The sequence below is a fragment of the Streptomyces sp. NPDC048643 genome (genome assembly GCF_040650615.1).
Lineage (GTDB): Bacteria > Actinomycetota > Actinomycetes > Streptomycetales > Streptomycetaceae > Streptomyces.
Genome location: NZ_JBEZHO010000046.1, coordinates 44349 through 66877 on the forward strand (window position 1 = coordinate 44349; position 22529 = coordinate 66877).

At 73.1% G+C, this 22529-nt stretch carries 27 protein-coding genes; 9 read left to right on the forward strand and 18 right to left on the reverse strand.

Features of this window, described 5'->3' with window-relative positions; all coding sequences use genetic code 11:
* Positions 1-54: 54 nt before the first annotated feature.
* Both AB0C62_RS32690 and AB0C62_RS32695 read right to left on the reverse strand, forming a co-directional pair.
* A complete protein-coding gene (locus tag AB0C62_RS32690; RefSeq protein WP_362979375.1) occupies positions 55-1134 on the reverse strand; it encodes a membrane dipeptidase in 1080 nt (359 codons plus the stop codon).
* Positions 1131-2522: an amidohydrolase family protein gene (locus AB0C62_RS32695; RefSeq protein WP_362979377.1), complete on the reverse strand. Its 1392-nt coding sequence runs from the start codon at positions 2520-2522 to the stop codon at positions 1131-1133. Before AB0C62_RS32695 ends, AB0C62_RS32690 begins: the two co-directional genes overlap by 4 nt.
* A 166-nt stretch (positions 2523-2688) precedes the next feature.
* Here AB0C62_RS32695 and AB0C62_RS32700 point away from each other — a divergent pair, with 166 nt between their 5' ends.
* Together AB0C62_RS32700 and AB0C62_RS32705 are read left to right on the forward strand one after the other, a co-directional pair.
* Positions 2689-3582: an IclR family transcriptional regulator gene (locus AB0C62_RS32700; protein WP_362979379.1), complete on the forward strand. Its 894-nt coding sequence runs from the start codon at positions 2689-2691 to the stop codon at positions 3580-3582.
* A complete protein-coding gene (locus tag AB0C62_RS32705; RefSeq protein ID WP_362979381.1) occupies positions 3579-4529 on the forward strand; it encodes an ornithine cyclodeaminase family protein in 951 nt (316 codons plus the stop codon). The genes AB0C62_RS32700 and AB0C62_RS32705 overlap by 4 nt, the downstream gene beginning before the upstream one ends.
* Positions 4530-4619: 90 nt before the next feature.
* On the opposite strand, the gene AB0C62_RS32710 is transcribed toward AB0C62_RS32705, so the two are convergent.
* From AB0C62_RS32710 to AB0C62_RS32730, 5 genes are all read right to left on the reverse strand, one after another.
* Positions 4620-4910, reverse strand: coding sequence for a hypothetical protein (locus AB0C62_RS32710; protein WP_362979383.1), 291 nt, complete (start codon positions 4908-4910; stop codon positions 4620-4622).
* A 258-nt stretch (positions 4911-5168) separates the two neighbouring features.
* Positions 5169-5795, reverse strand: a complete 627-nt coding sequence (locus AB0C62_RS32715) for a sigma-70 family RNA polymerase sigma factor (RefSeq protein WP_362979385.1) — start codon at positions 5793-5795, stop codon at positions 5169-5171.
* 222 nt (positions 5796-6017) lie between these two features.
* Positions 6018-6794 carry a DUF2071 domain-containing protein gene (locus AB0C62_RS32720; protein ID WP_362979387.1) on the reverse strand — a complete coding sequence of 259 codons (777 nt, stop codon included), beginning with the start codon at positions 6792-6794 and terminating at the stop codon, positions 6018-6020.
* 21 nt (positions 6795-6815) lie between these two features.
* Entirely contained in the window at positions 6816-7133 is a 318-nt protein-coding gene (locus tag AB0C62_RS32725; RefSeq protein WP_362979389.1) for a hypothetical protein, read from the reverse strand.
* A 144-nt stretch (positions 7134-7277) separates the two neighbouring features.
* Positions 7278-7526, reverse strand: coding sequence for a WhiB family transcriptional regulator (locus tag AB0C62_RS32730; RefSeq protein ID WP_362979391.1), 249 nt, complete (start codon positions 7524-7526; stop codon positions 7278-7280).
* Positions 7527-7804: 278 nt separating this feature from the next.
* On the opposite strand from AB0C62_RS32730, the gene AB0C62_RS32735 reads away from it, so the two are divergent.
* The 4 genes from AB0C62_RS32735 (at position 7805) to AB0C62_RS32750 (ending at position 12583) form a co-directional block, all read left to right on the forward strand.
* The gene (locus AB0C62_RS32735; RefSeq protein ID WP_362979393.1) at positions 7805-8698 is read left to right on the forward strand and encodes an oxygenase MpaB family protein; all 894 of its coding nucleotides are present in this window, start codon (positions 7805-7807) and stop codon (positions 8696-8698) included.
* A gap of 109 nt (positions 8699-8807) precedes the next feature.
* On the forward strand, positions 8808-10835 hold the full coding sequence (locus AB0C62_RS32740) for a regulator (protein ID WP_362979395.1): 2028 nt from the start codon (positions 8808-8810) through the stop codon (positions 10833-10835).
* 17 nt (positions 10836-10852) lie between these two features.
* The gene (locus AB0C62_RS32745) at positions 10853-11152 is read left to right on the forward strand and encodes a DUF6480 family protein (RefSeq protein WP_362979447.1); all 300 of its coding nucleotides are present in this window, start codon (positions 10853-10855) and stop codon (positions 11150-11152) included.
* A 381-nt stretch (positions 11153-11533) separates the two neighbouring features.
* The gene (locus AB0C62_RS32750; RefSeq protein ID WP_362979397.1) at positions 11534-12583 is read left to right on the forward strand and encodes a MerR family transcriptional regulator; all 1050 of its coding nucleotides are present in this window, start codon (positions 11534-11536) and stop codon (positions 12581-12583) included.
* Between the two features lie 92 nt (positions 12584-12675).
* Here the strand turns inward: AB0C62_RS32750 and AB0C62_RS32755 are convergent, their stop codons facing one another.
* The 8 genes from AB0C62_RS32755 to AB0C62_RS32790 form a co-directional block, all read right to left on the reverse strand.
* Positions 12676-13884 (reverse strand): cysteine desulfurase-like protein, encoded by a 1209-nt coding sequence (locus AB0C62_RS32755; RefSeq protein ID WP_362979399.1) that lies wholly within the window; start codon positions 13882-13884, stop codon positions 12676-12678.
* A gap of 169 nt (positions 13885-14053) precedes the next feature.
* Positions 14054-14539, reverse strand: coding sequence for a DUF427 domain-containing protein (locus AB0C62_RS32760; RefSeq protein ID WP_362979401.1), 486 nt, complete (start codon positions 14537-14539; stop codon positions 14054-14056).
* A gap of 216 nt (positions 14540-14755) precedes the next feature.
* Positions 14756-15034, reverse strand: a complete 279-nt coding sequence (locus AB0C62_RS32765) for a GlsB/YeaQ/YmgE family stress response membrane protein (RefSeq protein WP_081222608.1) — start codon at positions 15032-15034, stop codon at positions 14756-14758.
* 77 nt (positions 15035-15111) lie between these two features.
* Positions 15112-16026: a YihY/virulence factor BrkB family protein gene (locus AB0C62_RS32770; RefSeq protein ID WP_362979403.1), complete on the reverse strand. Its 915-nt coding sequence runs from the start codon at positions 16024-16026 to the stop codon at positions 15112-15114.
* Positions 16016-16597: a hypothetical protein gene (locus AB0C62_RS32775; RefSeq protein ID WP_362979405.1), complete on the reverse strand. Its 582-nt coding sequence runs from the start codon at positions 16595-16597 to the stop codon at positions 16016-16018. The genes AB0C62_RS32770 and AB0C62_RS32775 overlap by 11 nt, the downstream gene beginning before the upstream one ends.
* Positions 16597-17700, reverse strand: coding sequence for a DUF6286 domain-containing protein (locus tag AB0C62_RS32780; RefSeq protein ID WP_362979407.1), 1104 nt, complete (start codon positions 17698-17700; stop codon positions 16597-16599). The genes AB0C62_RS32775 and AB0C62_RS32780 overlap by 1 nt, the downstream gene beginning before the upstream one ends.
* Positions 17697-17882: a hypothetical protein gene (locus AB0C62_RS32785; protein ID WP_362979409.1), complete on the reverse strand. Its 186-nt coding sequence runs from the start codon at positions 17880-17882 to the stop codon at positions 17697-17699. Before AB0C62_RS32785 ends, AB0C62_RS32780 begins: the two co-directional genes overlap by 4 nt.
* 69 nt (positions 17883-17951) lie before the next feature.
* On the reverse strand, positions 17952-18491 hold the full coding sequence (locus tag AB0C62_RS32790) for an Asp23/Gls24 family envelope stress response protein (RefSeq protein WP_362979411.1): 540 nt from the start codon (positions 18489-18491) through the stop codon (positions 17952-17954).
* A 218-nt stretch (positions 18492-18709) separates the two neighbouring features.
* On the opposite strand from AB0C62_RS32790, the gene AB0C62_RS32795 reads away from it, so the two are divergent.
* Genes AB0C62_RS32795 through AB0C62_RS32805 form a run of 3 tightly spaced genes read left to right on the forward strand, consistent with a single transcriptional unit; the run spans position 18710 to position 20252 of the window.
* Complete coding sequence (locus AB0C62_RS32795; RefSeq protein WP_362979413.1) at positions 18710-19291, forward strand: RNA polymerase sigma factor; 582 nt, start codon at positions 18710-18712, stop codon at positions 19289-19291.
* A complete protein-coding gene (locus tag AB0C62_RS32800) occupies positions 19288-19923 on the forward strand; it encodes an Asp23/Gls24 family envelope stress response protein (protein ID WP_362979415.1) in 636 nt (211 codons plus the stop codon). Before AB0C62_RS32795 ends, AB0C62_RS32800 begins: the two co-directional genes overlap by 4 nt.
* Positions 19920-20252 (forward strand): hypothetical protein, encoded by a 333-nt coding sequence (locus AB0C62_RS32805; protein WP_362979417.1) that lies wholly within the window; start codon positions 19920-19922, stop codon positions 20250-20252. The genes AB0C62_RS32800 and AB0C62_RS32805 overlap by 4 nt, the downstream gene beginning before the upstream one ends.
* A 210-nt stretch (positions 20253-20462) precedes the next feature.
* Here the strand turns inward: AB0C62_RS32805 and AB0C62_RS32810 are convergent, their stop codons facing one another.
* The 3 genes from AB0C62_RS32810 to AB0C62_RS32820 form a co-directional block, all read right to left on the reverse strand.
* The gene (locus tag AB0C62_RS32810; RefSeq protein WP_362979419.1) at positions 20463-21122 is read right to left on the reverse strand and encodes a fasciclin domain-containing protein; all 660 of its coding nucleotides are present in this window, start codon (positions 21120-21122) and stop codon (positions 20463-20465) included.
* Between the two features lie 458 nt (positions 21123-21580).
* Positions 21581-22120: an ATP-binding protein gene (locus AB0C62_RS32815; RefSeq protein ID WP_362979421.1), complete on the reverse strand. Its 540-nt coding sequence runs from the start codon at positions 22118-22120 to the stop codon at positions 21581-21583.
* A complete protein-coding gene (locus AB0C62_RS32820) occupies positions 22117-22488 on the reverse strand; it encodes an STAS domain-containing protein (protein ID WP_362979423.1) in 372 nt (123 codons plus the stop codon). Before AB0C62_RS32820 ends, AB0C62_RS32815 begins: the two co-directional genes overlap by 4 nt.
* Positions 22489-22529: the final 41 nt, after the last annotated feature.

Below are 22529 nucleotides of genomic sequence, written 5' to 3' on the forward strand. Positions count from 1 at the left end.
CGGGGGCAACAGCGCGCCCCGGGAGCGGACTTGCGCGCGCGGGACGCGGGTGGGCTATCGCGAGGCCTCCGGCGCCCACACCCGGTCCGCGTAGTCGAGGAAGTTCGTGCCGAGGATCTTCTCGATGCGCCCGGAGCTGTAACCCCGCTGCTCCAGAAGGCGGATCAGGTCCCGGAACTGGTCGACTCCGCGGAGGTCGAGCACGAACGGCAGTGTGTCGTCCCGCTCTCCGGCCGCGCCGACGCCGGCCTCGCGCCGCAGGGCCACGTGCTCGGCGAGCTGCGCGCGGTAGGCGTCGAGGTCGTCGATGGAGGTGACGGTGCCGTCGGTGCCGATCCCGACATGGTCCTCGCCGCACACGTTCACCGCGTGCACGATGTGCTCGACGACGTCGGCCGCGCTCGCGTGACCGGACGGGTTCAGGAACGGCATGAAGTAGATGCCCACGAAGCCGCCGCGCGAGGCCACCAGGCGCAGTTCCTCGTCGGTCTTGTTGCGGGGCAGGTCGGCGAGGGCGCGGCAGCCGGTGTGGTTGATCGACACGGGGAGCCGGGCGGCCTCGGCGGCCTCCAGGCAGGTGCGTTCACCGCTGTGGGAGAGGTCGACCATGAGGTGGTGCTCGTCGAGGGCCTCGACGAGGCCGCGGCCGAAGTCGGTCAGGCCCCGGTTCTCGGGAGCCATCGAGCCGTCGCCGATGTGGTTGGCCTGGTTGTACGTGAGCTGGACGACCCGCACGCCGCGCTCGGCGAAGGTGGGGACTCGGCTCGTGTCGTCCCCGACGGCGACAGCGTTCTGGAAGCCGTAGATCACACCGATGCGCCCTTCCCGCCGGGCGCGGTGGACGTCGGCGACCGTACGGACCTTGAGGAGGTCTGCGGCGTGGTCGTCGATGATCCCGTCCCACACGTCGATCTCGTGGAGCGTGTGCTCGTACGGGGGCAGGTCCCCCATGGTGTAGCCGAGGGTGATGTTGACGGCGGTGAGGCCCGACGCGTGGGCGTCGGCCAGGGTGCGCGCGTCGATGGTCAGTTGCTCGCTGGAGGGGTTCAACTCGGCGGCGGCCTCGGCCGACCGGGGAGCGTTCGGGTTGTCGAGCTGCCCGAGCGCGTTGACGATCAGGGGAAGGGTGGTCATCGGGTCTCCTCGGCACGGTGGGTCGGTCCGGCCTTTTCGGCCTCGGGGGACGGGACAGCGGCGGGCCGCCCCGCGCGGGAGTGGGTGCCGTCGAACGCACGGCGCTCGAAGCGGTGGCCGCGCTTGACGGTCAGCGTGACGCTCCGCAGGTTCTCGATGTCCCGCAGCGGATCGTCCGCCAGGACCACGAAGTTGGCGAGCTTGCCCGCTTCGACGCTGCCCATGACGTCCTCGGCTCCCGCGCTGCGGGCGCCGATCAGCGTGGCCGAGCGGAGCACCTGCGCGGGTGTCATCCCGCAGCGGCGCACGAGGAAGGACAGCTCGTCGAAGAGCGCCGGGAAGGGTGCCTCGTGGGCGGTCTCGTAGTCCGTGCCGGTCGCGATGTCGACGCCGGCCCGGTGGGCCTGCGCGGTGAGTACGGCGGCGAGTTCGGTGTTGGCCGCGGCCCGCTCCGCGTCCTCGGGGCCGTCGCCCGCGAGGGCCTCGCTCGCCCACATGGCTGCGGTGGCGTCGAGGACGGTCCCGCGCCGCCGCATCAGGGCGAACAGTTCCTCGACGCGCGGGTCGTCGCCGGCGGCGAACCTCTCGTACGCGACGCGGGGTTTGTGCTTGTAGCTCGTCAGGGGCTCGTCCGTGCCCTCGAAGGCGAGCAGGGTGACGTGCGAGACGCTGTCCGCGCCGGCCTCGACGATCTGGCCGGGTGAGGCCGGGAAGACCGTCGCGTGGGCCCAGACGGGGACGCCCTGCCGGTGCGCCTCGGCGGTGATGGCGGCGACGGTGGTGTGGTCGAGGTCCGCGTACACCTTGATCGCGCTGGCGTGGGTTCCGCGGGCCAGGGCGACCGCCAGCGGCAGATCGGTGTCCTTCGTGATCGCCTGCATCCATGGCACGGCGCCGGGCGTCTCGCCCTGCGACACCTGGTGGGTGCGCGGGTCGTCGAAGAAGCCGGGGCCCGCCATGAGCGCGGCGTACCGGATGTCGGGACCGGGGATCTCGCCGACGAGCGTGGCACGCGCCAGGTCACCGACCTGCCGCAGGTCGTCGGCCATGTCGCGGATGGCGGTGACACCGCTGTGCACGAGTCGGCGGAGCACGGCCTCGGCCACGGGGCGGTCGGGCGGCGTCGCGATGTGCTGGTGCGCGTCGATCAGTCCGGGCACGACGAAGCTGCCGCCGAGGTCGAAGACCTGTGCGTCGGCGGGCAGTTCCGCCGCGATCGCGGCGTCGTCGCCGACCGCGCGGACGACCTGGCCGTCGACCACGATCGACGTGCCGGGCCGGGCGGGGCGCCCGGTCCCGTCGAACAGCGTCGCGCCGCGGTACACCGCGACGGTTCCCTCCACCGCGGGCGCGTGCGGGGCCGGTGCGCCCGAAACCTCGTCCGTCATCTTCACCTCGTCATAGCTCTGCCCGAACCCCGTCGCGGCCGGACTCGTGTCCGTCCGATCGACGCCTGTCCGAATCTTGTTACGCTGTGCGTAACAGACGTATCGTCTCCTGAAACATGCGCTACCGTACGCTCGCATCCGACGGCATCACAAGGAGGGGCCGGAATTGCCCGCAGAGACACGGACCGCGGTGGACAAGGCCCTCGATCTCGTCGAGGCCGTGGCGCGCGCGGACCGGCCGCCGCGCCTCACCGACCTGGCCGAGGAGGTCGGGCTGCACCGGGCGACGGCGTACCGGGTGCTCGTCGACCTGGTCCGGCGCGGCTGGGTGCTGCGCGCGGGCGACCGCTATCTGCCCGGCACGGCCGTCCTGCGGTTGTCGTCCTCGGCCGCCAGGAACTCGCTCGGCGCGCTCGCCCGGCCGGTGCTCGACAGGTTGTCCGAGCGCACCGGCATGATGGTCAACCTCCAGGTGCCGGAGGTCGACCGCTCCCGCGTGATCGACGTCGTACGCCCCGACCGCCTGGCGATGATCAGCAGGCTGATGGGCGAGGCCCTGCCCGTCCACCGGTTCGCCGGCCCGCTCGCCCTGGTCGCCGCCCTCGAACCGGCCGACCGGGCCCCTTACCTCCGGACCGCCGAGGCGGACGGTCACCCGCTGGACGGACCCGACGGGCTGCTGGCCGACATCGAACGGACCGCGCGCACCGGATTCGCCGTCGAGTACGGGCGCAACGAACAGCCCGTCGCCTCGCTCGGTCGAGCGGTCGTCACTGGTACGGGCGCGCCGGTCTGCGCCCTGACCATGGTCGGTCTGGGCGCGGAGATCGACGAAAACCGCCTCGGCCTGCTCCAGGAGTTGCTGCGCGAGGCGACGGACGAACTGGGCCGGATCCTCTCCGGTCCCGGATCACCCGCTCCGTCTTCTCCCTCCACACCTACCGCTTCCGCGTCGGCCTCGATCGACGCGATGCGCCCGGCCGCCGACCGGGCGGAGTCGGTGACCGCGTCACCCTCGCCGTCCCCGACCCCGACCCCGACCCCGGAAGGTCCGGCATGAGCGAGATCCGCTTTCTCGACGGCGCGCAGACACGGGCCGCGCTCGATCCTCGGCGGGTGATGGACGCCGTGGCGACGGCCCTGATCGCCGTCGGCCGGGACGAGGTCTCCGCGCCGCCACGGATCGCGGCGCACGCTCCGGACGGTCTGCTCGGCGCCATGCCCGGTCACGTGCCCGGCCTCGGGCTCGCCGCCAAGCTCGTCTCCGTGTTCGCCGACCCCGGGCGACCCGGGCGCAGCAGCCACCTCGGCATCGTCGCGCTGTTCGACGCCGTGGACGGCCGCCCGCTCGCCCTGATGGATGCCGAACCCCTCACCGAGATCCGCACCGCCGCGAGCGCGACTCTCAGCGCCCGCGCCCTGGCCCGCGTCGACGGGGGCCCGGTGACCGTCGTCGGAACCGGCGCCCAGGCACGGGCCCAGCTGACCCTGCTCGCGGCGCTCGACCCGAAGGCCCCCGTCCGCGTCGCGGGCCGCGACCCCGAACGGGTGGCGAGCGCGGCGGCCCTGCACCCCGCGGGCCGGGCCGCGCGGAGCATCGAGGACGCCGTGCGCGGGGCAGGGACGGTGTTCTGCTGCACCGGAGCCGTACGTCCCGTGGTCGACCGCGAGTGGCTCGCCCCCGGCGCGCACATCAGCTCGGTGGGCGGTTCCCACGGTCCCGAACTGGACGCGGCGACCGTCCGGGACGCCACCCTCTTCGCAGAATGGCCCGGCGCGGGGGCGACCCGACCACCGTCCGGCGCACACGAGTTGCAGGGCCTCCCGGCCGAGCGCCGGGTGACCCCGCTCGGCGCGGTCCTCGCCGGCGACCGCCCCGGCCGCCGCGACGACGACGAGCTCACGCTGTTCAAGTCGACCGGGCACGCCGCGCTCGATGTCGCGGCGGCCCACGTCGCGCACGCCGTCGCGGTCGCGGAGGGATGGGGCACCCGGCTCTCCATGTAGGCGTTCACGCGGGGGCGTTCCGCTCCCGAGGCGCACGGACGTACGGGCCCAGGGGTGCGGGCGTACAACAAGGCTCCCGTACAGGGGAGTTCACGAAGACCGGCGGCGACCGGCGTCCGGTGCGGGGTCGGTCCGCTCGGCGCGCACCTCGGCGAGGATCGCCTCCCACACGCGCGGGGGCGGGCTCACGAGAGGTTCCTGGGGAAGACTGTCGCGGGCGGCCGCGTCGACGCGCTCGAAGGCCTGGACCCGGTCACGGCAGGGGGCACAGTGTCCGAGGTGATCCAGATCCTCGGGCGGCCACGGTGCGCGCGCCGCGTCGAGAACATGCTGGGCGAGGTCCGCGGGCGGGAGATGGCCCGACAGCCGGGCGCCGCTCATGTGTCACCTCTTCACCTGCTGGAGCCGCCGCGCGGACGTCGCCGACACCTGGTCCCCGTCATGCGAGAAGCGGCTCGCCCACGGGACCCCGGACCGTGACATCCGTCCTTCGCTCCTGCTTCGCGGCCTGCCGTCCCATCGGATGCACCGACGACGTGGACCGTGCTCCGCCCCGGCTCTCTCGGACGCACTCCGCGCCCCCGGGTTCACGGAGAGCCGGACGTCGGCGTGGCTCCTCCGCCGCCCGCCGTCGTCACCTCACGCCCGCGGCCCGTCCTCCCGGGCGTCCTGGAGGCAGCGGCTCAGGCCGTGCAGCCCTCGGCGGGCATGGCTCTTGACCGTTCCCAGCGGCAGCCCGGTGACCTGGGCGATCTGGGTCTGGGTGAGGTCGTCGTAGAAGGCGAGGCTGAGCACCCGCCGCTGGGCAGGGGGGAGCTTCGACAACTCGTGGCCGACCAGCACCCGGTCCAGGACCGCGTCCGGCTCACCGGCCCGGTCCTGGGTGCGGAGCGCCATCACGGCACCGGCGGCCGCCACCAGGTCGGCACGGCGGGTGCGGGCCGACAGCGCGTCCGCGATCTTGCGCCGGGTGATCCCGACGAACCAGGCCGCGAGGGCGCCACGCTCGGGCGCGTACCCGGCCCTCCCTCGCCACGCGGCCAGGAACACCACCTGGGTGACGTCCTCCGCCTCCGCGGCGTCCCCCAGGGAACGCCGGGCGAGGGTGTACACCAGGCGGCCCCAGCGGTGGTAGGCCGCGGCGAGTGCCTGCTCGTCGCCGCGGACGAACGCGGCGGCGAGTTCCTCGTCGTCGAGCGACTCCTGTACCGGAGCCGCCCACGGAGCGCCGTGCAGCGGCTGCTCGGTGGTCTGCTGTGCGGTCATGGCGACTGCTCCTCGGACCATGCGGTGGCGTCCCGCCTCCGGTCCTGCGGCCGCTCCTGGTGGCAGCCCCGTCCCGAAGGCGTCGAACGTGCCGGGCGCGCGGCGCGAAGCCGCGTTTCCGGCTCTGCCACCATCCGCAATATCGATGCATCTAGGCAACTTGCATCGACTCTGCATCGCATTGCTCTCCACTGCGGCCTTCGGACTTTCGCCCGGCCGCGTTCACGCGCCGGGAAGGGCCACCGGGGTGCCGAAACGCACCGGTACACCGGGGGCGTACAGCACGCTGACCGGCTGCTCGCGCGGCTCGGACAGGCCTGCCGCCGCGATGAGCGAGTCGTCCCAGTCGAGGAGGCCGCAGCGACGGAAGGTCCACGCCGGATGGGTGTTCGGCAGGTAGTACGACCTCCCGAAGGCCCGTCCGTGCAGTCCCCAGCGGTTGGTCAGGAACTCCTCGACCGGGTCGGGTTCGACGGGCTCGGCGCCGACGTCGACCCACACCCGCGCCCGCGCCTCGGGCGCCCCACGGCGGCTGGTGCGGTACATCAGGCGGGAGTCGAACCACTCGCTGCGGATGCGCGACCACCGGTACGGAAGCCGGAAGGACGCGTCGGCCGCCAGTACGGGCAGCAGCCGGTCGCACTCCAGCGAACGGAACACCACACCCCGGCGCCCCTGGGCGTCCCTGCTGTAGAGCCGGACGTTGACCTCGTCGAAGGAACCCAGGTACGGGACGGCGGGGGTGCCGCCGAAGGTGAGGTCGCGCAGCCGGAAGAAGACCAGACCGACGTACGTACGGCCGTTGTGGAGGTCGGGGACGGTACCGGGCGGCAGCAGCCCGGCCACCTGGAAGGGGTCCGCCGGCCAGTGCAGGAACACCAGGTCGCGCCAGTTCTGCCGGAACAGCGTCCGCCGCACCTGCCTCGGCGCGAGCGGCGTGACCGGCTCCACGGGACGCGCGGTCCGGTGGTGCTGTCGGGAGACTCCACTGCCGGACACGTGACTCCCCGTCCGCCCCTGCTACCGGACCACGCCGGAGGTCGCGCCGCCGCTCGGCCGCGCCGGCCGGGCGGCGCTCGTGAGCGCGGCGACGACCGCGTCGGGACCGCCCAGTTCGTCGGCCGCCCAGGTCACCGTGCCCGCGCACCGCGCCACGCCGTCCACGTCGAAGACGGGGGCACGACCGTCGCCGCAGGCCTGCGCCACACGAGCCGGTGCGGCGCGGTCGCGGTCGGCGACGGTCGCCGCGGCTCCCCGCGCGTGCCGGCGCGACGCCACGGCGGCGCCCCGCACTCCGGTCGCACCGGCCACCAGCATCCACGCGCCCCTGATCCGCATGTCATACCTCCTGCGGCCCGGTTCTCCGGGCCGTTCGCGTCGTCTGCCTATTCGGCCCGTGATCGACGCCCGGATGCGGCGGAGAGGCGCGCTCTGCGGGCTTGCGAGCCGTCCGCGGGCAGCGTCCCGGAGCCGCGGCGCCCGTCAGGGTCCGTGACGCCCCGCAGCCGTCCGGAGTCTGAGGGCGCGGCGCTCGGCCGCCGTCATGCCGCCCCACACCCCGTCGTACTCCGCGTTCAGCAGGGCCCAGCTCGCGCACGCGTGCAGCACCGGGCAGCGGTGGCAGACCGCGCGGGCCTGCTCGATCTGTCCTCTGGACGGGCCGTCCTCGCCGAGGGGGAAGAAGAGTTCCGGATCCTCGGTGCGACAGGCCGCCGATTCACGCCAGTTCATGACTCATCCGGTCCTCCACCGGTCGCCGCGCGCTCGCGGGCAGGTCGTCTCCGCGGTGCTCCTGGCACCGCCCGACCCGGCAGAGGTAGGCATCAATCTAGGCTTTCCCGGCGAATTCGGCCATGCTGGGGAGTGCCTCGGCCGGTTCGCGTGACGGGCCGGAACCCGCCCTCACGGGCTGCATCCGACCGGTCGCGCCCCGGCGAATTCACCGGGGGTCGGTCCGCCGTGCGACGCGGGCCGCCCGGAGGACGACACGGAGGGAGGCCGCCCGTCCCATGAGAGTCACCGGACCGGACACCGCCGGAGTACGGGAACGGCTGGGCAGCGCGCTCTTCGCCCGCGTCGCGGGTCCCGAGGGGCCGAAGAACCGCGCCCGCATCCACGACACGCCCGGACCCCGCTGGTTCGGCCCGGACCGGCCCATCCGTACGGTGCACGGGGACGCGTCCATGTTCATCGGCGGGCTCTCCGCCCTGCTGCTCCAGTCGCTCCACCCGCTCGCCATGGCCGCCGTGTCCGCCCACTCGGGATTCCGCGGTGACCCGTGGGGACGGCTCCAGCGCACGAGCACCTTCCTCGCGATGACGACGTACGGGACCGCCGAGAGCGCCCAAGAGGCCTGTGACCGGGTGCGAGCCGTCCACGAGCGGGTCAGCGGGACGACCTCGGAGGGCACGCCCTACCACGCGTCGGATCCGCGTCTGCTCGCCTGGGTGCACGTCGCGGAGGTCGACAGCTTCCTGCGCGCGCACCAGCGGTACGGCGTGCGGCCGTTGACCGAGGAGGGATACGACGGCTACGTCGCCGACACCGCACGCGTCGCCGACGCGCTGGGCGTCGATGACCCGCCGACGAACCGCGCCGAACTCGCCGAGCGGCTGGACTCCTACCGCGACGAGGTGCGTGCCACCCCCGAGGCGCGGGAAGCCGCCCGGTTCCTCCTGCTGAACCCGCCGGTGCCGCTGGCCGTACGCCTCCCGTACGGGGTGCTCGCGGCGAACGCGGTGTCTCTGCTGCCTTCCTGGGCCGCCACCGAACTGCGGCTGCCCCGGCTGCCGTTGGTCGACACCATGTGCGTCCGGCCGCTCGGCTGCGCCATCACCTCGGTGGTCCGCTGGGCTATGGCGCCGTCGCGCCCGACGGCCCCTGCCCCGACGTCCGCCGGGTGAACCGCGACCGCGCGCCCGCCCGGGTGCACCGTGCCCTCCCGGACCGAACCCGGGGGCCGAGTCGCCGAAGTCCGCGCCGTGGAGGGCCCAAGGCCGAAAGACTGTCCCCGTGTTGAGAAACCTGCCGCCCGTACCACCCGACTTCGTGGGACGCGGGGACGAACTGGCCCACCTCGCCAAGGCGTTGCACGAACACCGCGTCGTCACCCTCACTGGGGCCGGCGGTGTGGGCAAGAGCCGTCTGGCCCTTCACGCTGCGGACCAGCACCTCGGCAGCGGCGGGGGCGGAGTGGCCTGGGCGGACCTCTGGCCCCTGCAGGACGACCGGCTTCTCGTCGCCACCGTGGCCGACGCGGCGGACTTCTCCGACCACACCACGAACATGGCGATGGACTCCCTGGTCGACTGGCTGTCCGGCAAGGACGTCCTGCTCGTGCTGGACTCCTGCGAGCACCTGGTCGGACCGTGCCGCCGCATGGTGGCCCGCCTGGTGCTCTCCTGTCCCCGGCTGACCGTCCTCGCGACCAGCAGGGAGCCGCTCGGCGTACCCGGTGAACACCTCGTCGCCGTCGACCCGTTGCCACCCTCGACGGACGCCGTCGAGATGTTCTGCCGACGGGCCGCGGCCGCGGGCACCCCGGTGTCGGCCCCGGCGGACATGGTGACCGTGGCCCGGCTGTGTCAGCGGCTCGAAGGGATGCCCCTGGCGGTGGAGCTGATCGCGGGCCAACTGACGCAGCGCACGGTCACGGAGGTCGACCTGGAACTCGGCCTGCGGCTGGACATCGCGGCCGACACCGTCCTCGCCGGACCGCCACGGCACCGCGCGGTGCGGACCACGATCGGCTGGAGCCACGAGCTGTGCACACCCGCCGAACGTCTGCTGTGGGCGCGGATGTCGGTGTTCCGGGACGGTGTGGACGCGGACACGGCGCGCACCGTGTGCGCCGGTGGCCCGCTCGCGGCGGAGGACGTCGACCGAGCACTCGAGGGCCTGGTGAGGAAATCGGTCCTGACCCGCGTCGGCGCCGCCCACCGGATGCTCGACACCGTCCGGGAGTACGGCACGATGTGGCTCGAACAACTCGGTGAGAGCACCGCGTCGGCGCGGCGGCACGCGGACCACTTCCTGGCGATGGCCCGCGCGTCCCACGACAACTGGCTGGGCGAACGGCAGGCCCACTGGTACGCCCGGCTCGACGCCGCGCACACCGATCTGTGCGCGGCGCTCGACCACCTCCTCGACGACCGGCCCGACACGGCCCTCGACCTGATCGGACTGCTCGGCTTCCCGTGGAGCTGCTGCGGCCATCTGCGGGAGGCCTCCTCCTATCTGGAGGACGCCCTGGCCCTGTCCGACGCCTCCGGCCCGGAACGCACGCGGGCCCTGTGGGCGCTGGGCGTGACGCGTGTGCTGCGCGGCGAGCACGAACCGGCCCGCCAACTCGCCGAGTTCTGCCGACGGCGGGCGGACCTCCAGGACGATGTCGAGGGGACGCTGCACGCCACGTATCTGCTCGGCCTGGCCCACCTCCTCGAAGGCCGGCCCATGACGGCCAGACACCACGTGGACGGCGCGCTGCGGGGCGCCGGCGGCACCGCGTTCACCTCGGCGGGACACCTCCTGTGCCACCTGGTGCGGGTCTTCGCCCTGACGGCCGAGGGACTGCTCGACGACGCCCGCGGGGAGGCGGAGGAACTGCGGCGCGGCTGCGTGGAGCGCGGCGAGTGGTGGACCCGCTCGTACGCCGACTACCAGTTGGCGCTCATCTCCCTCTTCGCCGACCGCGCCGAGGACGCCTCCGCCCACGCCCTGTCGATGCTGGACGGCAAGCGCCGTATCGGGGACAGCTTCGGCCTGGCTCTGGGCCTCGACCTGCTGGCCTCCGCACTGGCGGCGCAGGGCGCGGGAGAGCGGGCGGTCGCCGCGTTCGGCGCCGGTGAGACGTACTGGAGCGCGGTGGGCCATCCCCAGCGCGGCACACCCGAACTCGGTCCCGTCCGCGAACGCTACGAGGACACGGCCCGTTCCCTGCTGGGCGACGCCGGGTACGAGGAGGCACTCCTGCGCTCGGCGCTCTCCGACCCCGAAGCGGTGCTTCGCCACCTTCTCGACAGTCCCGGCCAGGGGTCCTGAGGCCGGGGGGCGCGGTCCTGAGCGTCGTACCGGCATCGGCGCCGGTCCCCCGTGACAGAGGCCGGTGCCGGCCCCGAGGCGGGGAGCGCCGTCGCCGCGAAGATGCGCCCTCACCCGTTCGGACGGACGGTGGAGAGATGGCACATCCACTCGTACCACCAGGAGAGACCCCGCCCGGCGAGGGCTCCATCGCGGAAGCGCACCAGGAGCGGCCGGACGGCGGGATCTGGGAACACCCCTATTTCTGGCTCGGCCTGATCGTGATCGGCTCGCTGGTCGTCGCCGCCTTCTTCGTGGCCAGGATCAGCGGCCTCTGACCCGGCAGACGTGTCCTCCCCGCGGAGCCATGCGCTCCGCGGGGAGGACGTGCTGCCGTACCCGGACGGGCGCCACGCCGTCGGCGTACCGGGAGGCGTGCCCGGAATCCCCACCGGGCAGGACACGCACCTCTTCCGCCGATCGGCCGTCGGACCTTCCTTCCCCGCACACCGGTCCCCGTCTCTGCATCCGTCCCGCGTCCCCGGGCCGAAGGAGGGGTGAGCCCGGCGGACCAGCCGGTCCCGGACGGCTTCGGAAGCGAGGCGAGCCCCTGTCATGACCTTCTGCCGCCGTGCGCCGGAGACCGCCGCCCCGAACCGGGCCGCACCCGTCGGCCGATGCGCGCCCGTCGAACCCACCATGTCTCGGGGGGCCGGCGTATGGAGCTGAGCGCCCGCCCGGACGCGGACACCGAGAGCGTCGAGGGCGCCGACGCGGGAGTGACCACCGGCTTCCTGGCCAGGAAGCTCGGGGTGTCGCCGACGACACTGCGGTCCTGGGACCGCCGGTACGGACTGGGCCCCGCGGTACGCCCCGACGGACGGCATCGCCGCTGGTCCCCCGACGACGTCGCCATGGTCCAGGAGATGTGCCGGCTGACAGCGGTCGGCCTGCCCCCCGCCGAGGCCGCGCGCACCGCGAAGGAGACGGCCCGGGGCGGAGGTCCCGGCTCCCCTCTCACGCTCGCGCGCCGACCGGCCGACGTCCGCTTCCCGGAACGGTCGCCGGCGACGCCCTCGCGGGAGCGGCCCAAGGCCTCGCGGTCGCCCTCCGGGCTCCCGCTCGGCGACGTACGTCAGGAGTGCCGGGGGCTCGCGCGGGCCGCCGTACGCCTGGACGCCTCCGCCATCCAGGAGCAGTTGACGGCGGCGGTGCGGGTACACGGCCTGGCCAAGGCGTGGGAGGAGGTCATGGTGCCCACGCTGCGCGCGGTGGGCCGCAAGTGGGAGTCGTCGGGCGACCGGTACGTCGAGGTCGAACACCTCCTGTCCTGGCACGTCTCCGCCACCCTGCGGCACGTCTACGTGGCCGCGGCGGACCACGGACGGGACGACGTCACCTCGCCCGTCCTGCTCGCCTGCCTTCCCGGCGAGCCGCACACCCTGCCACTGGAGGCGCTGAACGCGGCACTGGCGGAACGCGGGGTCCCGGTCCTCATGCTCGGCGGCGCGGTGCCGCCGGAGGCGCTCATGACGGCGTTCCACCGCGTCGGCCCCTCGGCGGTGGTCCTGTGGTCGCAGTCGTCGGACACGGCCAACCTGCCGCTGGCCCGTCACATCGCCGCCACCCGCTGGGGCGTACGAGGCGCACGGACGCAGAGCCAGGTCCTGTTGAGCGGACCCGGTTGGGGCAGACAGTCGGGGCCGGGCCTTCTCCGCCCCCGCCACCTGGCCGACGCGCTGCGCCTGATCGGCACCCCGGAGAACTGACCGCCCGGGGGACCAGCGGCGGACCGCGCGGCTGTCTCCGCCCCTCCGCCTCACCCTCCTCGTCCCTCTTGCCCCTCTCGCCCCTCGTTCCGCTACGACCGCAGGAACGCGGCCAGACCCTCCAACAGCCGTGCCACGTCGTCCTTGTCGTTGTACGGCGACAGGCCGACGCGCAGTCCGCCCGTGTCGCCGAGCCCGAGGTGCCGGGACGCCTCCAGCGCGTAGAACGAACCCGCGGGCGCGTGCACGCCCCGGTCCGCCAGGAACCGGTAGGCGTCGGCCGTGTCCCGGCCCTCGAACGTCAGCAGCAGCGTGGGCGTGCGGTCGGCGGCCCGGGAATGGCGGATCACGCCGGGAAGCGCGTCCAGCCCCGCCTCCACCTCCGCGCGCAGTGCCTCTTCGTGGCGCTCGACGGCCGCGAACGCGGACCGGAGCCGCTCCCTGCGTCCGCCCGTCGCCTCCGGTGCGAGGCCGGCGAGGAGGTCGACGGCCGCGGTGGTGCCGGCCAGCACCTCGTAGGGCAGCGTGCCGAGTTCGAAGCGCTCGGGCACGGCGTCGGTGGACGGCAGCAGCTTGTCCGGCCGCAGTCCCTCCAGCAGGTCCGGGGAAGCGACCAGGACACCGTGGTGCGGGCCGAGGAACTTGTACGGCGAGCAGACGAAGAGGTCCGCGCCGAGTCGTTCGAGGTCCACGAACGCGTGGGCGGCGTAGTGCACTCCGTCCACATGGAGCAGGGCCCGCGGGTGGCGGTGGACGAGCTCGGCGATCGCGGCGATGTCGGGGACCGTACCGATCAGGTTGGACGCGGCCGTCACGGCGACGAGCCGGGTGCGGTCGGTCAGCAGCTCGCCCACGGCCGCGGGCGGGAGCTCACCCGTCGCCGGATCGAAGTCCGCCCAGCGCACCACCGCTCCGGCGATCGTCGCCGCCTGGATCCAGGGCCGGATGTTCGCGTCGTGGTCGAGCCGGCTGACCACGACCTCGTCACCGGGCTCCCAGTCCTTCGCCAGGGTGTGCGCGAAGTCGTACGTGAGCTGGGTGGCGCTGCGGCCGAAGACGACGCCGGAGGGATCGCCACCCACCAGGTCGGCCATCGCCTCCCGGAACGCGCGCACGCAGGTCTCAGCGTTCGCCTCTCCCGGCGTCAGCTGTCCCCTGATCGAGAGCGGGCCCGTGAGCGCGTCGGCGATGGCCCGGGCGACCCGGGCGGGGGTCTGCGTTCCGCCCGGGCCGTCGAAGTGGGCGACACCGGACTGCAGGGCGGGGATCTCGGCGCGCAGTGCGCCGACGTCGAAGGTCACTCGGGCTCCTCACGGGCGGCGTCGCGCCCCGCGCCGGCCGGACCCGGGGCCTCGCTCGATCGGGCCGGGGCCGGTGTCCGGACGGGGCACACGGTGTCCGACGATCATCGCAGGACGGCCGCCGGACGGGGAGGGCGCCTTCGCCTCCGGGGCCGGCGTCCTCGGGGGCTCACCAACCCCGCGTACCCGGACCGCCCTTGAACGGTCCGCGGATCTCCGCGGTGATCCATCCGCCGTAGAAGTCGCCCTCCTGAGCCGTGACCGGCTCGCCGTCGACCGTGCACCGGTCGACGCGCGTGGGGTAGAAGGCGAAGTGCCCGGCGAGAGAGGCGTACGCCTGCACCGGCTCGGGGTAGCTCCACGCGGCGCTCGGGCCGGCGTGGGTGTCGACGGCCAGGTCCCAGTAGACGGCGGGCCCCTTCCACTCGCACCAACTGCGTTCCGTGGTGGGGCGGAGCAGGTCGGTGCGCACGTCGTCCGGCGGCAGGTAGAAGACCGGAGGGTGGCTGGTCTCCAGTACCCGGATGGCTCGGGTGGTCTCCGCGATCCGCACTCCGGCCCACTCGACGACGACCAGGCGTTCGTCCTGTTCCGTCGCCGGGGGACGCGGATAGTCCCACACCGATTCGGGGCTCCGGTGTCCGTGCGGTGCCATGACCACTCCTGTCCGAGGCGGGACGCCGCGCTCACCCTGTCCGGCCGGCGTTCACGAGGACTTCAGGGATCACCCAGACCGCGGATGCACGGCGCGGCGGGAGCCGGGCCGGGCGGACTGCCGGTGCACGACGAACGGCTCGGGGCCGGCATCCGGAAGTTTCCGGTGCCGGCCCCGAGCCGTGAGTCATCGGTGCGCTGCGGGAGTACGGACTCCTCAGGCGTGTCGGTGCGAACGACGGTTGCCCGTCAGCACCCGGTACAGAATCAGCAGGATCAGCGATCCGACGATGGCGGCGATCCACGTCGACACCTCGAAGAAGCCGTCGACCGAGTCGACGTTGAAGATGACCTTGCCCAGCCAGCCGCCCAGCAGGCCACCGGCGATGCCGATCAGCATGGTGATGATGATGCCGCCCGGGTCCTTGCCCGGCAGGAGCAGCTTGGCGATGGCACCGGCAAGCAACCCGATCAGAATCCAAGCGATGATGCCCACAGTTCCTCCACCGTCCGTACAGGATGTGATGTCCTCAGTCCGTGTGCGCCGAACGGGCCGCCACAAACCTCCGAATCTCAAACTGTTGCCTTCTGGTCGGCCGTCGCGGCCTCGCTCAGTTCGGCCGCGAACTGCGCGCCCGCGAGCAGCGCGAGGTTGGACAGCCACAGCCAGACCAGGAAGACGACGAGCCCCGCGAGCGAGCCGTAGAGCCTGCTGTAGGTGCCGAACATGGAGGCGTACACGGCGAATCCGGCGGAGACGACCAGCCAGAGGAACGCCGCCAGGACGCCGCCGGGCAGGCTGTAGCGGCGTCGGCGGGCGACCGCCGGGCCCGTGTGGAACACGACCACGACCAACAGGGCGACCAGGCACAGCAACAGGGGCCAGCGGAGCACACCCCACGCCACGGCCACCTGGCCGTCGAGGCCGAACACCCGGCCCGTGGCCTCGGCCACGGGGCCCGTCAGCAGCAGCACGAGGGCGCTCACGACGAGCAGTCCGAGCAGCGCCAGCGCGGTCAGTACGAGGCGGTGCGCGGTGCGCCAGACCGACCGGCGGTCCGCCACGTCGTGCATCCGGTGCAGGGCACGGCGGAAAACGGCGAGATAGCTGGAGGCCGACCAGAGCGCGCTGGTCGCCCCCGCGACGAGCAGGGTCCAGGCCGCGGACCGCTGCCGCAGCATCTCCCCCAGGGCCTGGTGCAGTTCCGCCCCCGACTGGGCGGGGGCGTACGCCGTGACGTGGGCGATGAACTGTTCCGCGGTGTCCGGACTGAACAGCCCGAAGGCGACGACCATGACGAGCATCGCCGGCAGGACGGCCAGGATCGCGTAGTACGTCAGCGCGGCGGCCCAGTCGGAGATGTCGTCGTTCCACATCGACACCGGGGTGCGGCGCAGCGCCGGCCACCACAGGCCGGGACGCGGACGTCGCAGCTGGGCGGGCCGCACCGTGTCGATGGCACTGTCGGGCCCTGACTCAGCGGACATGCGCGGTCCGGTGGGAACGACTGCTGATCCGTACGTGGGTGAGGACCCGGCACGGTGCGGCCGCGGCCCGTGCTTCCTCCATGAGCGCGGCCAGGGTCAAGAGAACTCCGTTCGGTGCGGCGTCCGGGGCGAGCCGGACGTGAGTGCGAACGTACAGCCGTCCGCGGCGGGCGCGGACGGTGACGCGGCTGTGGGCGACGCCGGGGACGGCGGACGTACGCAGGGTGAGCGTGTCGGCGAGCGCCCGGGTGCGCAGGACGGCGCCCCGGGTGGTGAGGGTCAGGCGCGGGCGGGTCCCGCCCCTGAACCGGCTCGCCGCCCACAGGAGGCAGAGGAGAGTGGCGAGGGTCGTCACGGCGACGACGGCGGGAACCCACCATGCGTGGTCACGCAGTTCGGCCACCTGACCGGCGGAGACCCACACGGTGTCGGCGTCGGCCCTCGGCCACCATCCCGGCATCCGGTCCGCCACGGACGCGCCCGCGGTCGCCGACCAGATGCCGGCCGACAGCAGGACGAGTCCCGCCGCGGCCAGTGCGGCACGGTTGACCGTGCCGGACGGCTGTTCCATCACGCCTCGCTTCCGGCGGGCCGAGCGGTCTCGGCACGGGCCGGCGGGTCCGCCGACCGAGGCCCGGCGAACCGCGGCTCCGCTGGGGGATGTTCCACGGAACGCGGTCCCGCAAGCGCGGGCTCCACGGTCATGGGCTCCGGGGAGCGGGGTTCCAGCGGTCCGGGTTCACCCGTCCCGGGTCGCGTCGGTCGGGATTCCGGCGACCCGGGCTCGGAGGCGGGCGGCTGCCAGGTGGGAGTCGGCCGCACCGTGACGCGCAGCCGCGGAGCCCTGCGCAACGCGCAGGCGTCCATGGCCCGGTGGGCCGCGGCCACGGCTGCCTCAGCTGCGGCGTCCCGCTCGCCGAAGGCCAGCGCGGCCCGGACGCGGGCGCGCCTGCGGCCGACGCGCACCCGGACCTGCCCGGTCCCCGGCACGTCCGCGACGGCGTCGCGGATCACCGAGGCCACCGCCGTGCGGTCCACCGCGGCGTTCAGGCCGGTCGGGGCGGCGGCCAACAGGCCTCGTCGGCCCGGGGTCAGAGCGAGTACGCACAGCCAGAGGCCGACGGCCGCGAGGACGATCCCGAAGGCGACCGGCAGGTCCGCGGGACCGCGCCGCTCCAGCGTGTCCAGCAGTTCTGTCCGCCAGGCGGCCGCCGGATGCCCGGCGAGACGGACCCGCAGCACGTCGAAGGCGACCGCTCCGCAGGCGAGGGCCGCCGCGAGAGCGAGTCCGACGGCGGGGACGCGCCGTGCCGACCAGGGACGCCGGGGTGCGCGCCCGGAGGCGAGGGGCTTCGCGAGCGTGGCTGCGGACGGACGGGCCGGACCGATGAGTCCGGTCACGGTGACCCGCGCGGGCTCGAGATGCAGGCCGGTGAGCCGGCCGGTCCGGTCCGTCACATGCCGCTCGACGCGCTCGGCGGTGGCCGCGAGCGGCGCCGGATAAGGGAGGGTGACACCGAGGGACACCACGGCCCGCCGGCCCCGTACGGACGCGGAACCGCGGGCCGATGGACGCGAGGAGCCCGGGAGTGCCTCGGCGGCCGCGCGCTCGGCGATCTTGCGTACGGCCTTCTCCGAGACGGTGGTGGTGCCGCGCACCGCCGCGTCCGTCATCGGTTCCTCCGCTCGAAGAGGTCCCGGAGGTCCTCACGACGGACCCCGCCCTCCAGATAGCGGCCCACGCCGTATCCGACCGCGCCGAGTGCCGCCACCAGCAGGAACGCGCCGAACCCGCCGAAGTAGCCGGCGAACGCCAGGGCCATCCCCACGAACATGCCGACGATTGCTCTGCTCATTCCTCACCTCTCACCGCCGGTCGGGCCGGCGTCCTCGGCCGCGGGTTTGTTCAGGGCCGATCGGGGCTCTCATTCCACGCGCGAGTCCCCGTACGCCTCCTCACCGTCGTCCTCCGGAAGATGCACGTCGTTGACCGTGACGTTCACCTCCACGACCTCCAGGCCGGTGATGCGCTCCACCGCGGAGACGACGTTCTCGCGCACGTCCCGCGCGACGTCGGTGATGGGCACCCCGTACTCGACCACCAGGTCGAGGTCGATCGCGGTCTGCCGCTCGCCGACCTCGACCTTCACCCCGCGGCCCACGTTCGGGCGTCCGCCGGGCACACGGTCGCGCACCGCGCCGATCGTGCGGGACAAGCCGCCGCCCATGTCGTACACACCGGGGATCTCACGCGCGGCGATTCCGGCGATCTTCACGACGACGACGTCGGCGATGGACGTCTTGCCCCGGCTGTCGGCCGGCGCGCCCGCGCCGGACAGGCCACCGCTCAGCGTGGTCGACCCGGTGGCCCCGGCGCCGCCTGCCACGCGCGCCGACGGCGTCGGTTCGGGGCGGGAGGGGACGGTCTCGCGGCGGGACTCCGGTGCCGTCTGCTGGGTAGTCATGACGATCTCCCACTTCACTCGGTGTGAACTGCCTTCTCCACGACAGACCCGCACCGGGCCGTTCTGTTACGCGGCCCGACCACGTTCTTTTTTCCGGAGTACGTCCTCCGTCGCCGGAGAGGAGGACGGAACGGGTGCATCCGCGGGCGCCACGGGTGCGTAACAGGGAACCGCGCAGGCGTGTCCAACCCGCAGAGGCGAGCGAGAGGAGCCACCGAGTGCCGGGGGCCCAGAGACAGATCACCCAGCAGGAGGGCGTCGCGACCGACGACGCGTTGCTGGCCACGCGGGCGGCCGAGGGCGACGAGGAGGCATTCGAGTCGCTCGTGCGACGCCATGCCCCGCGGCTGGTGGGGCTGGCGGCGCGGCTGCTGGGCAGCCGTTCGGAGGCCGAGGACGCCGTGCAGGACGCCTTCGTGAGCGCGTGGCGCAGGCTGCCCGAGTTCCAGGGCCGGTCCTCCTTCGGCACCTGGATGTACCGGATCGTCACCCACCGCTGCCTCAACGTGCTGCGCGCCCGGCGGCAGGAGAGCGGCCTCGACACGGTCGCGGAGGTCGCCGCTCCCGAGCACGTCGCCTCTCCGGCGCGGCTGGCGGAGTCGCGGGCGGCGCTGGGCGCGTTGCAGACCGCGCTCGCCGACCTGTCGGCGGAGCAGCGCATCTGCTGGGTGCTGCGCGAACTGGACGGCCGCTCCTACGAGTTCATCGCGGACACTGTCGGGATCAGCCAACAGGCGGTCCGCGCCCGTGTCTTCCGCGCACGACACCGACTGACACAAGCGATGGGGGCTTGGCGATGACCCACCACTCCGGTCCGCCGGACCGCCGGCTCAGGCCCGACGAGGACGGCGAACTGCTGCCCTGCGGACGTCCGCTCTCCGAGGTCTGGGAGATCGCGGAGGACCCCACCCGTGACGACGATCACGGGCAGCGGTGCCCGCACTGCGGGCGGGCCCGCGACGAGTGGACCCGGCTGGAGTCCCTCGTCGGCAGCCTCCGCGACGAGACGGACACCGTCGACTCGTACGACGTCACGCCGCTGACACGGCGGGTGATGGACGTCGTCCGGGTCGAACTGCGGCCCGGCAGGCCCCTCCCGCTGGGTGACCCCGCCGAGGACCTCTGGATCATGGAAGCGGTCGCGGCCCGCACGCTGCGCACCGCCGGGGAGAGTGTCGCAGGGGTCCGCGCGGGCTCGTGCCGGATCGTCCCGCACGCACCGTCGGCGCCGGGCGGTTCCGCCGGGGTGGGCGTGCGGCTGGACATCGTCGCCCCCGTGGGTGCCGCGCTGGAACACCTCGCCGAACGGGTACGGGAGCAGGTGCTCGACGCGGCGCGCGACCGCCTGGGGATGGACGTGACGGCCGTGGACATCCGCATCACCGATCTGACCGGCCCTGTGGCCGAGTTCGAGGAAGGCCAGGACCGATGACGCGGTACGCGGTGCACGACACGTTGACGGAGGCGCTGGCCCGGACGGTCCTCGATGTGTCGGGGGTCGCCTTCCTGAAGCCGGGCTTCAGCGAGCTGCTGCGCACGGGTGCGGGGGCCGGCCGGTCCGGCGCGCACACGGCGGGGATCCGGGTGACACGCCGCGACGGGTCGGAGCCGTGGGAGGTGGACGTGCGGATCGTGGCGCGCAAGGAGCGCCGCACCGTGGACGTCGCCCGCGCCACGCGCGAGGCGCTGGAGGAGTCACTGGCGACGCTGCTCCCGGACAGCAAGGCTTCGGTCCGGGTCACCGTCACCGGACTCGTGTAGCGGTGGGAGCCTGTCGCGTCCCGGCATGTGCGAGGGCCCGCGGACACGCAGCATGGGGACAGGGAGAAAGAGAGAGACAGGGACATGGGGACATGGAGGCAGGGAGTGACCGGAACGGACGCGTGTCCCGGTCACTCCCCTTTCCTGCCCGCCACAGGAAACCCCTGGCGGCCCCGCGGCCGTCTCCCGCGGGGCCGGCGATACGCGGCGTCAGCTCTTGGGCATCAGGACCGTGTCGATGATGTACACGTTGGCGTTGGCGGTCTTCACATTGCCGCACACCACCTTGGCGGAGTCGTTCACGGTGTACGACTCCCCCGAACCGCTGGTCGTCAGCTTGCTCTTCTCCAGCGTGTCGTAGGAGCCCTTCTCCAGGTCCTTCGGCGCCAGCTTCTGGCCCACGACGTGGTACGTAAGAATCTTCGTCAGCTGGGCCTTGTCGGCCAGAACCTTGTCGAGGGTCGCCTTCGGAATCTTCGCGAACGCGTCGTTCGTCGGCGCGAACACGGTGATGTTCTCCGCGTTGTTCAGCGTGTCCACCAGGCCGGCCTTCTTCACGGCCGTCACCAGAGTCGACAGCGCCGGGTTGTTCGACGCCGCCGTCGCCACCGGGTCCTTGGCCATGCCGTCGAAGGATCCCGCGCCGTTCTTCGGGACCGAGGCGCAGCCCGGGCCGAAGGGCTCGTCCGAGCTGCCCGCCATGCCCGAGGAACCGGCGGAAGCGTCGTCCGAGGCCGGCGCGGAGGCCGACGCCTTCGCCGAACTCGACGCGTCGCTGTCCTTGCTGTCGCTGGAACAGGCCGTCAGGGCGATCGGCAGTACAGCGGCAGTGGCGAAGGCCACCGCGACGTGACGGATACGCATGCTCATGAGGTTCTCCTGTCGGAACGAAGCAGCATTCGCGGCGCTGGCCGGCAAATGCCGTGGTTTTCGAGCGGAAATACCGTGGAGAACGAAAGGGCGGTCCTCGGAGAGGCACCTGCCGCCCGCCCGGGGGCGGTTGTCGAACTCCTCGTTTCTCGACTCACACGGGGAATCCGGCGCAGGTGCGGTTCTGGATTGGTCGGAGTTCGCGCAATCACCGATTCGAAGGAAATTCATTCCCGGACCAATCCGGAACGCGAGCAGCTTCGGACAAGGCCCCCCACACACCCCACTTGGGGGTCCGGTCCGACGCCTCCCTTCCCGGCACGGCTCCCAACCCGCCCGGGATGACGCGCCGCTGACGCACCGGCGTACCGGCGTACCGGCGTACCGGCGTACCGGGCCCGAACGCATCGAAGCCGCGGCACGGTGGCCGCGGCTCCAGGACAGGGGGCAGGATCGGTTCAGCCCAGAGGGACGAACACCCGGATCGACTTCCCGCCGCCCGGACACGGCTCGATGGTGATGTCGCGGGAGAGCCGGATGATCAAAGGCCATCCGTACCCGTTCGGCTGACGGTGCTGCGGGACCTCGCCGGTGCCGTAGGCGTGGATGGGGACGACGTCGCTGCGGTCACGTACCTCCAGCCGTACGCCGCCGTCGGTGAGGGCCGCCTCGAATCCGGCGAGCCCGTCGCCGTGCCGGATCGCGTTCGTGACCAGTTCCGAGACGACGAGCAGCAGGTCGATGACCGCTTCCTGGTTCACCCCGCCGGCCGGGGCTCCTCGGTGCTCGCGCAGGACCGTCTGGACATGGCGACGGGCGGTCGCGGCGCTGGTGACGGCGCGTTCGGCCGTGGGAGGAGGGGCGCTCGGCTCGGCGAGAGTGACGAGCTGCGGGGCCTCGGTCGGGTTCGTCGTGCCGGACTCCCTGCGGTCGGACTCCCCCGAACCATCTGCTCCCGCGCTCCCGTCGGCCGCGGGAGGGCGGTTGGCCGGGGTCATCGCTCGCTCGCCGTGACCGGGAGTTCCAGCGCTTCCTGGACACTGTCGGCGAGGACGAAGAAGCCCTCGGTCCCTGTCACGTCGAACAGCCTCCGAACGATGTCACTGAACGGCCCGCAGACCACCATGAGCGTGCCACAGGCCCGGTGGGCGCGCTGCGCTTCGAGGAGGACGTGCAGGATCGATGAGTCCGCGAAGGACGTCTCCGAGAGGTCGACCACCGTGCGGGCCGAACCGACACGCTCCGCGAGGTCGAGCGCCTCTTCGAGTTGGCAAGCGGTCTCGTGGTCGATGTCGCCGCCCACCCGCACGACGAAGGCGTCTTGGGCCGCCCCGTGCGTCACGGTGGCCTCCAACCCGTCGGGCATCTGAACACTCTTTCTCGTCTGCTCCTGCAAGGGCACCCCTC

Bases quoted from the DNA above. Each gene is read 5' to 3' on its own strand.
- AB0C62_RS32800 (WP_362979415.1), top strand. From the start codon at position 19,288: ATGACCCACCACTCCGGTCCGCCGGACCGCCGGCTCAGGCCCGACGAG.
- AB0C62_RS32770 (WP_362979403.1), bottom strand. From the start codon at position 16,026: ATGTCCGCTGAGTCAGGGCCCGACAGTGCCATCGACACGGTGCGGCCC.
- AB0C62_RS32775 (WP_362979405.1), bottom strand. From the start codon at position 16,597: ATGGAACAGCCGTCCGGCACGGTCAACCGTGCCGCACTGGCCGCGGCG.
- AB0C62_RS32715 (WP_362979385.1), bottom strand. From the start codon at position 5,795: ATGACCGCACAGCAGACCACCGAGCAGCCGCTGCACGGCGCTCCGTGG.
- AB0C62_RS32760 (WP_362979401.1), bottom strand. From the start codon at position 14,539: ATGGCACCGCACGGACACCGGAGCCCCGAATCGGTGTGGGACTATCCG.
- AB0C62_RS32780 (WP_362979407.1), bottom strand. From the start codon at position 17,700: ATGACGGACGCGGCGGTGCGCGGCACCACCACCGTCTCGGAGAAGGCC.
- AB0C62_RS32820 (WP_362979423.1), bottom strand. From the start codon at position 22,488: ATGCCCGACGGGTTGGAGGCCACCGTGACGCACGGGGCGGCCCAAGAC.
- AB0C62_RS32735 (WP_362979393.1), top strand. From the start codon at position 7,805: ATGAGAGTCACCGGACCGGACACCGCCGGAGTACGGGAACGGCTGGGC.
- AB0C62_RS32810 (WP_362979419.1), bottom strand. From the start codon at position 21,122: ATGAGCATGCGTATCCGTCACGTCGCGGTGGCCTTCGCCACTGCCGCT.
- AB0C62_RS32705 (WP_362979381.1), top strand. From the start codon at position 3,579: ATGAGCGAGATCCGCTTTCTCGACGGCGCGCAGACACGGGCCGCGCTC.
- AB0C62_RS32815 (WP_362979421.1), bottom strand. From the start codon at position 22,120: ATGACCCCGGCCAACCGCCCTCCCGCGGCCGACGGGAGCGCGGGAGCA.
- AB0C62_RS32730 (WP_362979391.1), bottom strand. From the start codon at position 7,526: ATGAACTGGCGTGAATCGGCGGCCTGTCGCACCGAGGATCCGGAACTC.
- AB0C62_RS32725 (WP_362979389.1), bottom strand. From the start codon at position 7,133: ATGCGGATCAGGGGCGCGTGGATGCTGGTGGCCGGTGCGACCGGAGTG.
- AB0C62_RS32750 (WP_362979397.1), top strand. From the start codon at position 11,534: ATGGAGCTGAGCGCCCGCCCGGACGCGGACACCGAGAGCGTCGAGGGC.
- AB0C62_RS32790 (WP_362979411.1), bottom strand. From the start codon at position 18,491: ATGACTACCCAGCAGACGGCACCGGAGTCCCGCCGCGAGACCGTCCCC.
- AB0C62_RS32785 (WP_362979409.1), bottom strand. From the start codon at position 17,882: ATGAGCAGAGCAATCGTCGGCATGTTCGTGGGGATGGCCCTGGCGTTC.
- AB0C62_RS32805 (WP_362979417.1), top strand. From the start codon at position 19,920: ATGACGCGGTACGCGGTGCACGACACGTTGACGGAGGCGCTGGCCCGG.
- AB0C62_RS32695 (WP_362979377.1), bottom strand. From the start codon at position 2,522: ATGACGGACGAGGTTTCGGGCGCACCGGCCCCGCACGCGCCCGCGGTG.
- AB0C62_RS32690 (WP_362979375.1), bottom strand. From the start codon at position 1,134: ATGACCACCCTTCCCCTGATCGTCAACGCGCTCGGGCAGCTCGACAAC.
- AB0C62_RS32710 (WP_362979383.1), bottom strand. From the start codon at position 4,910: ATGAGCGGCGCCCGGCTGTCGGGCCATCTCCCGCCCGCGGACCTCGCC.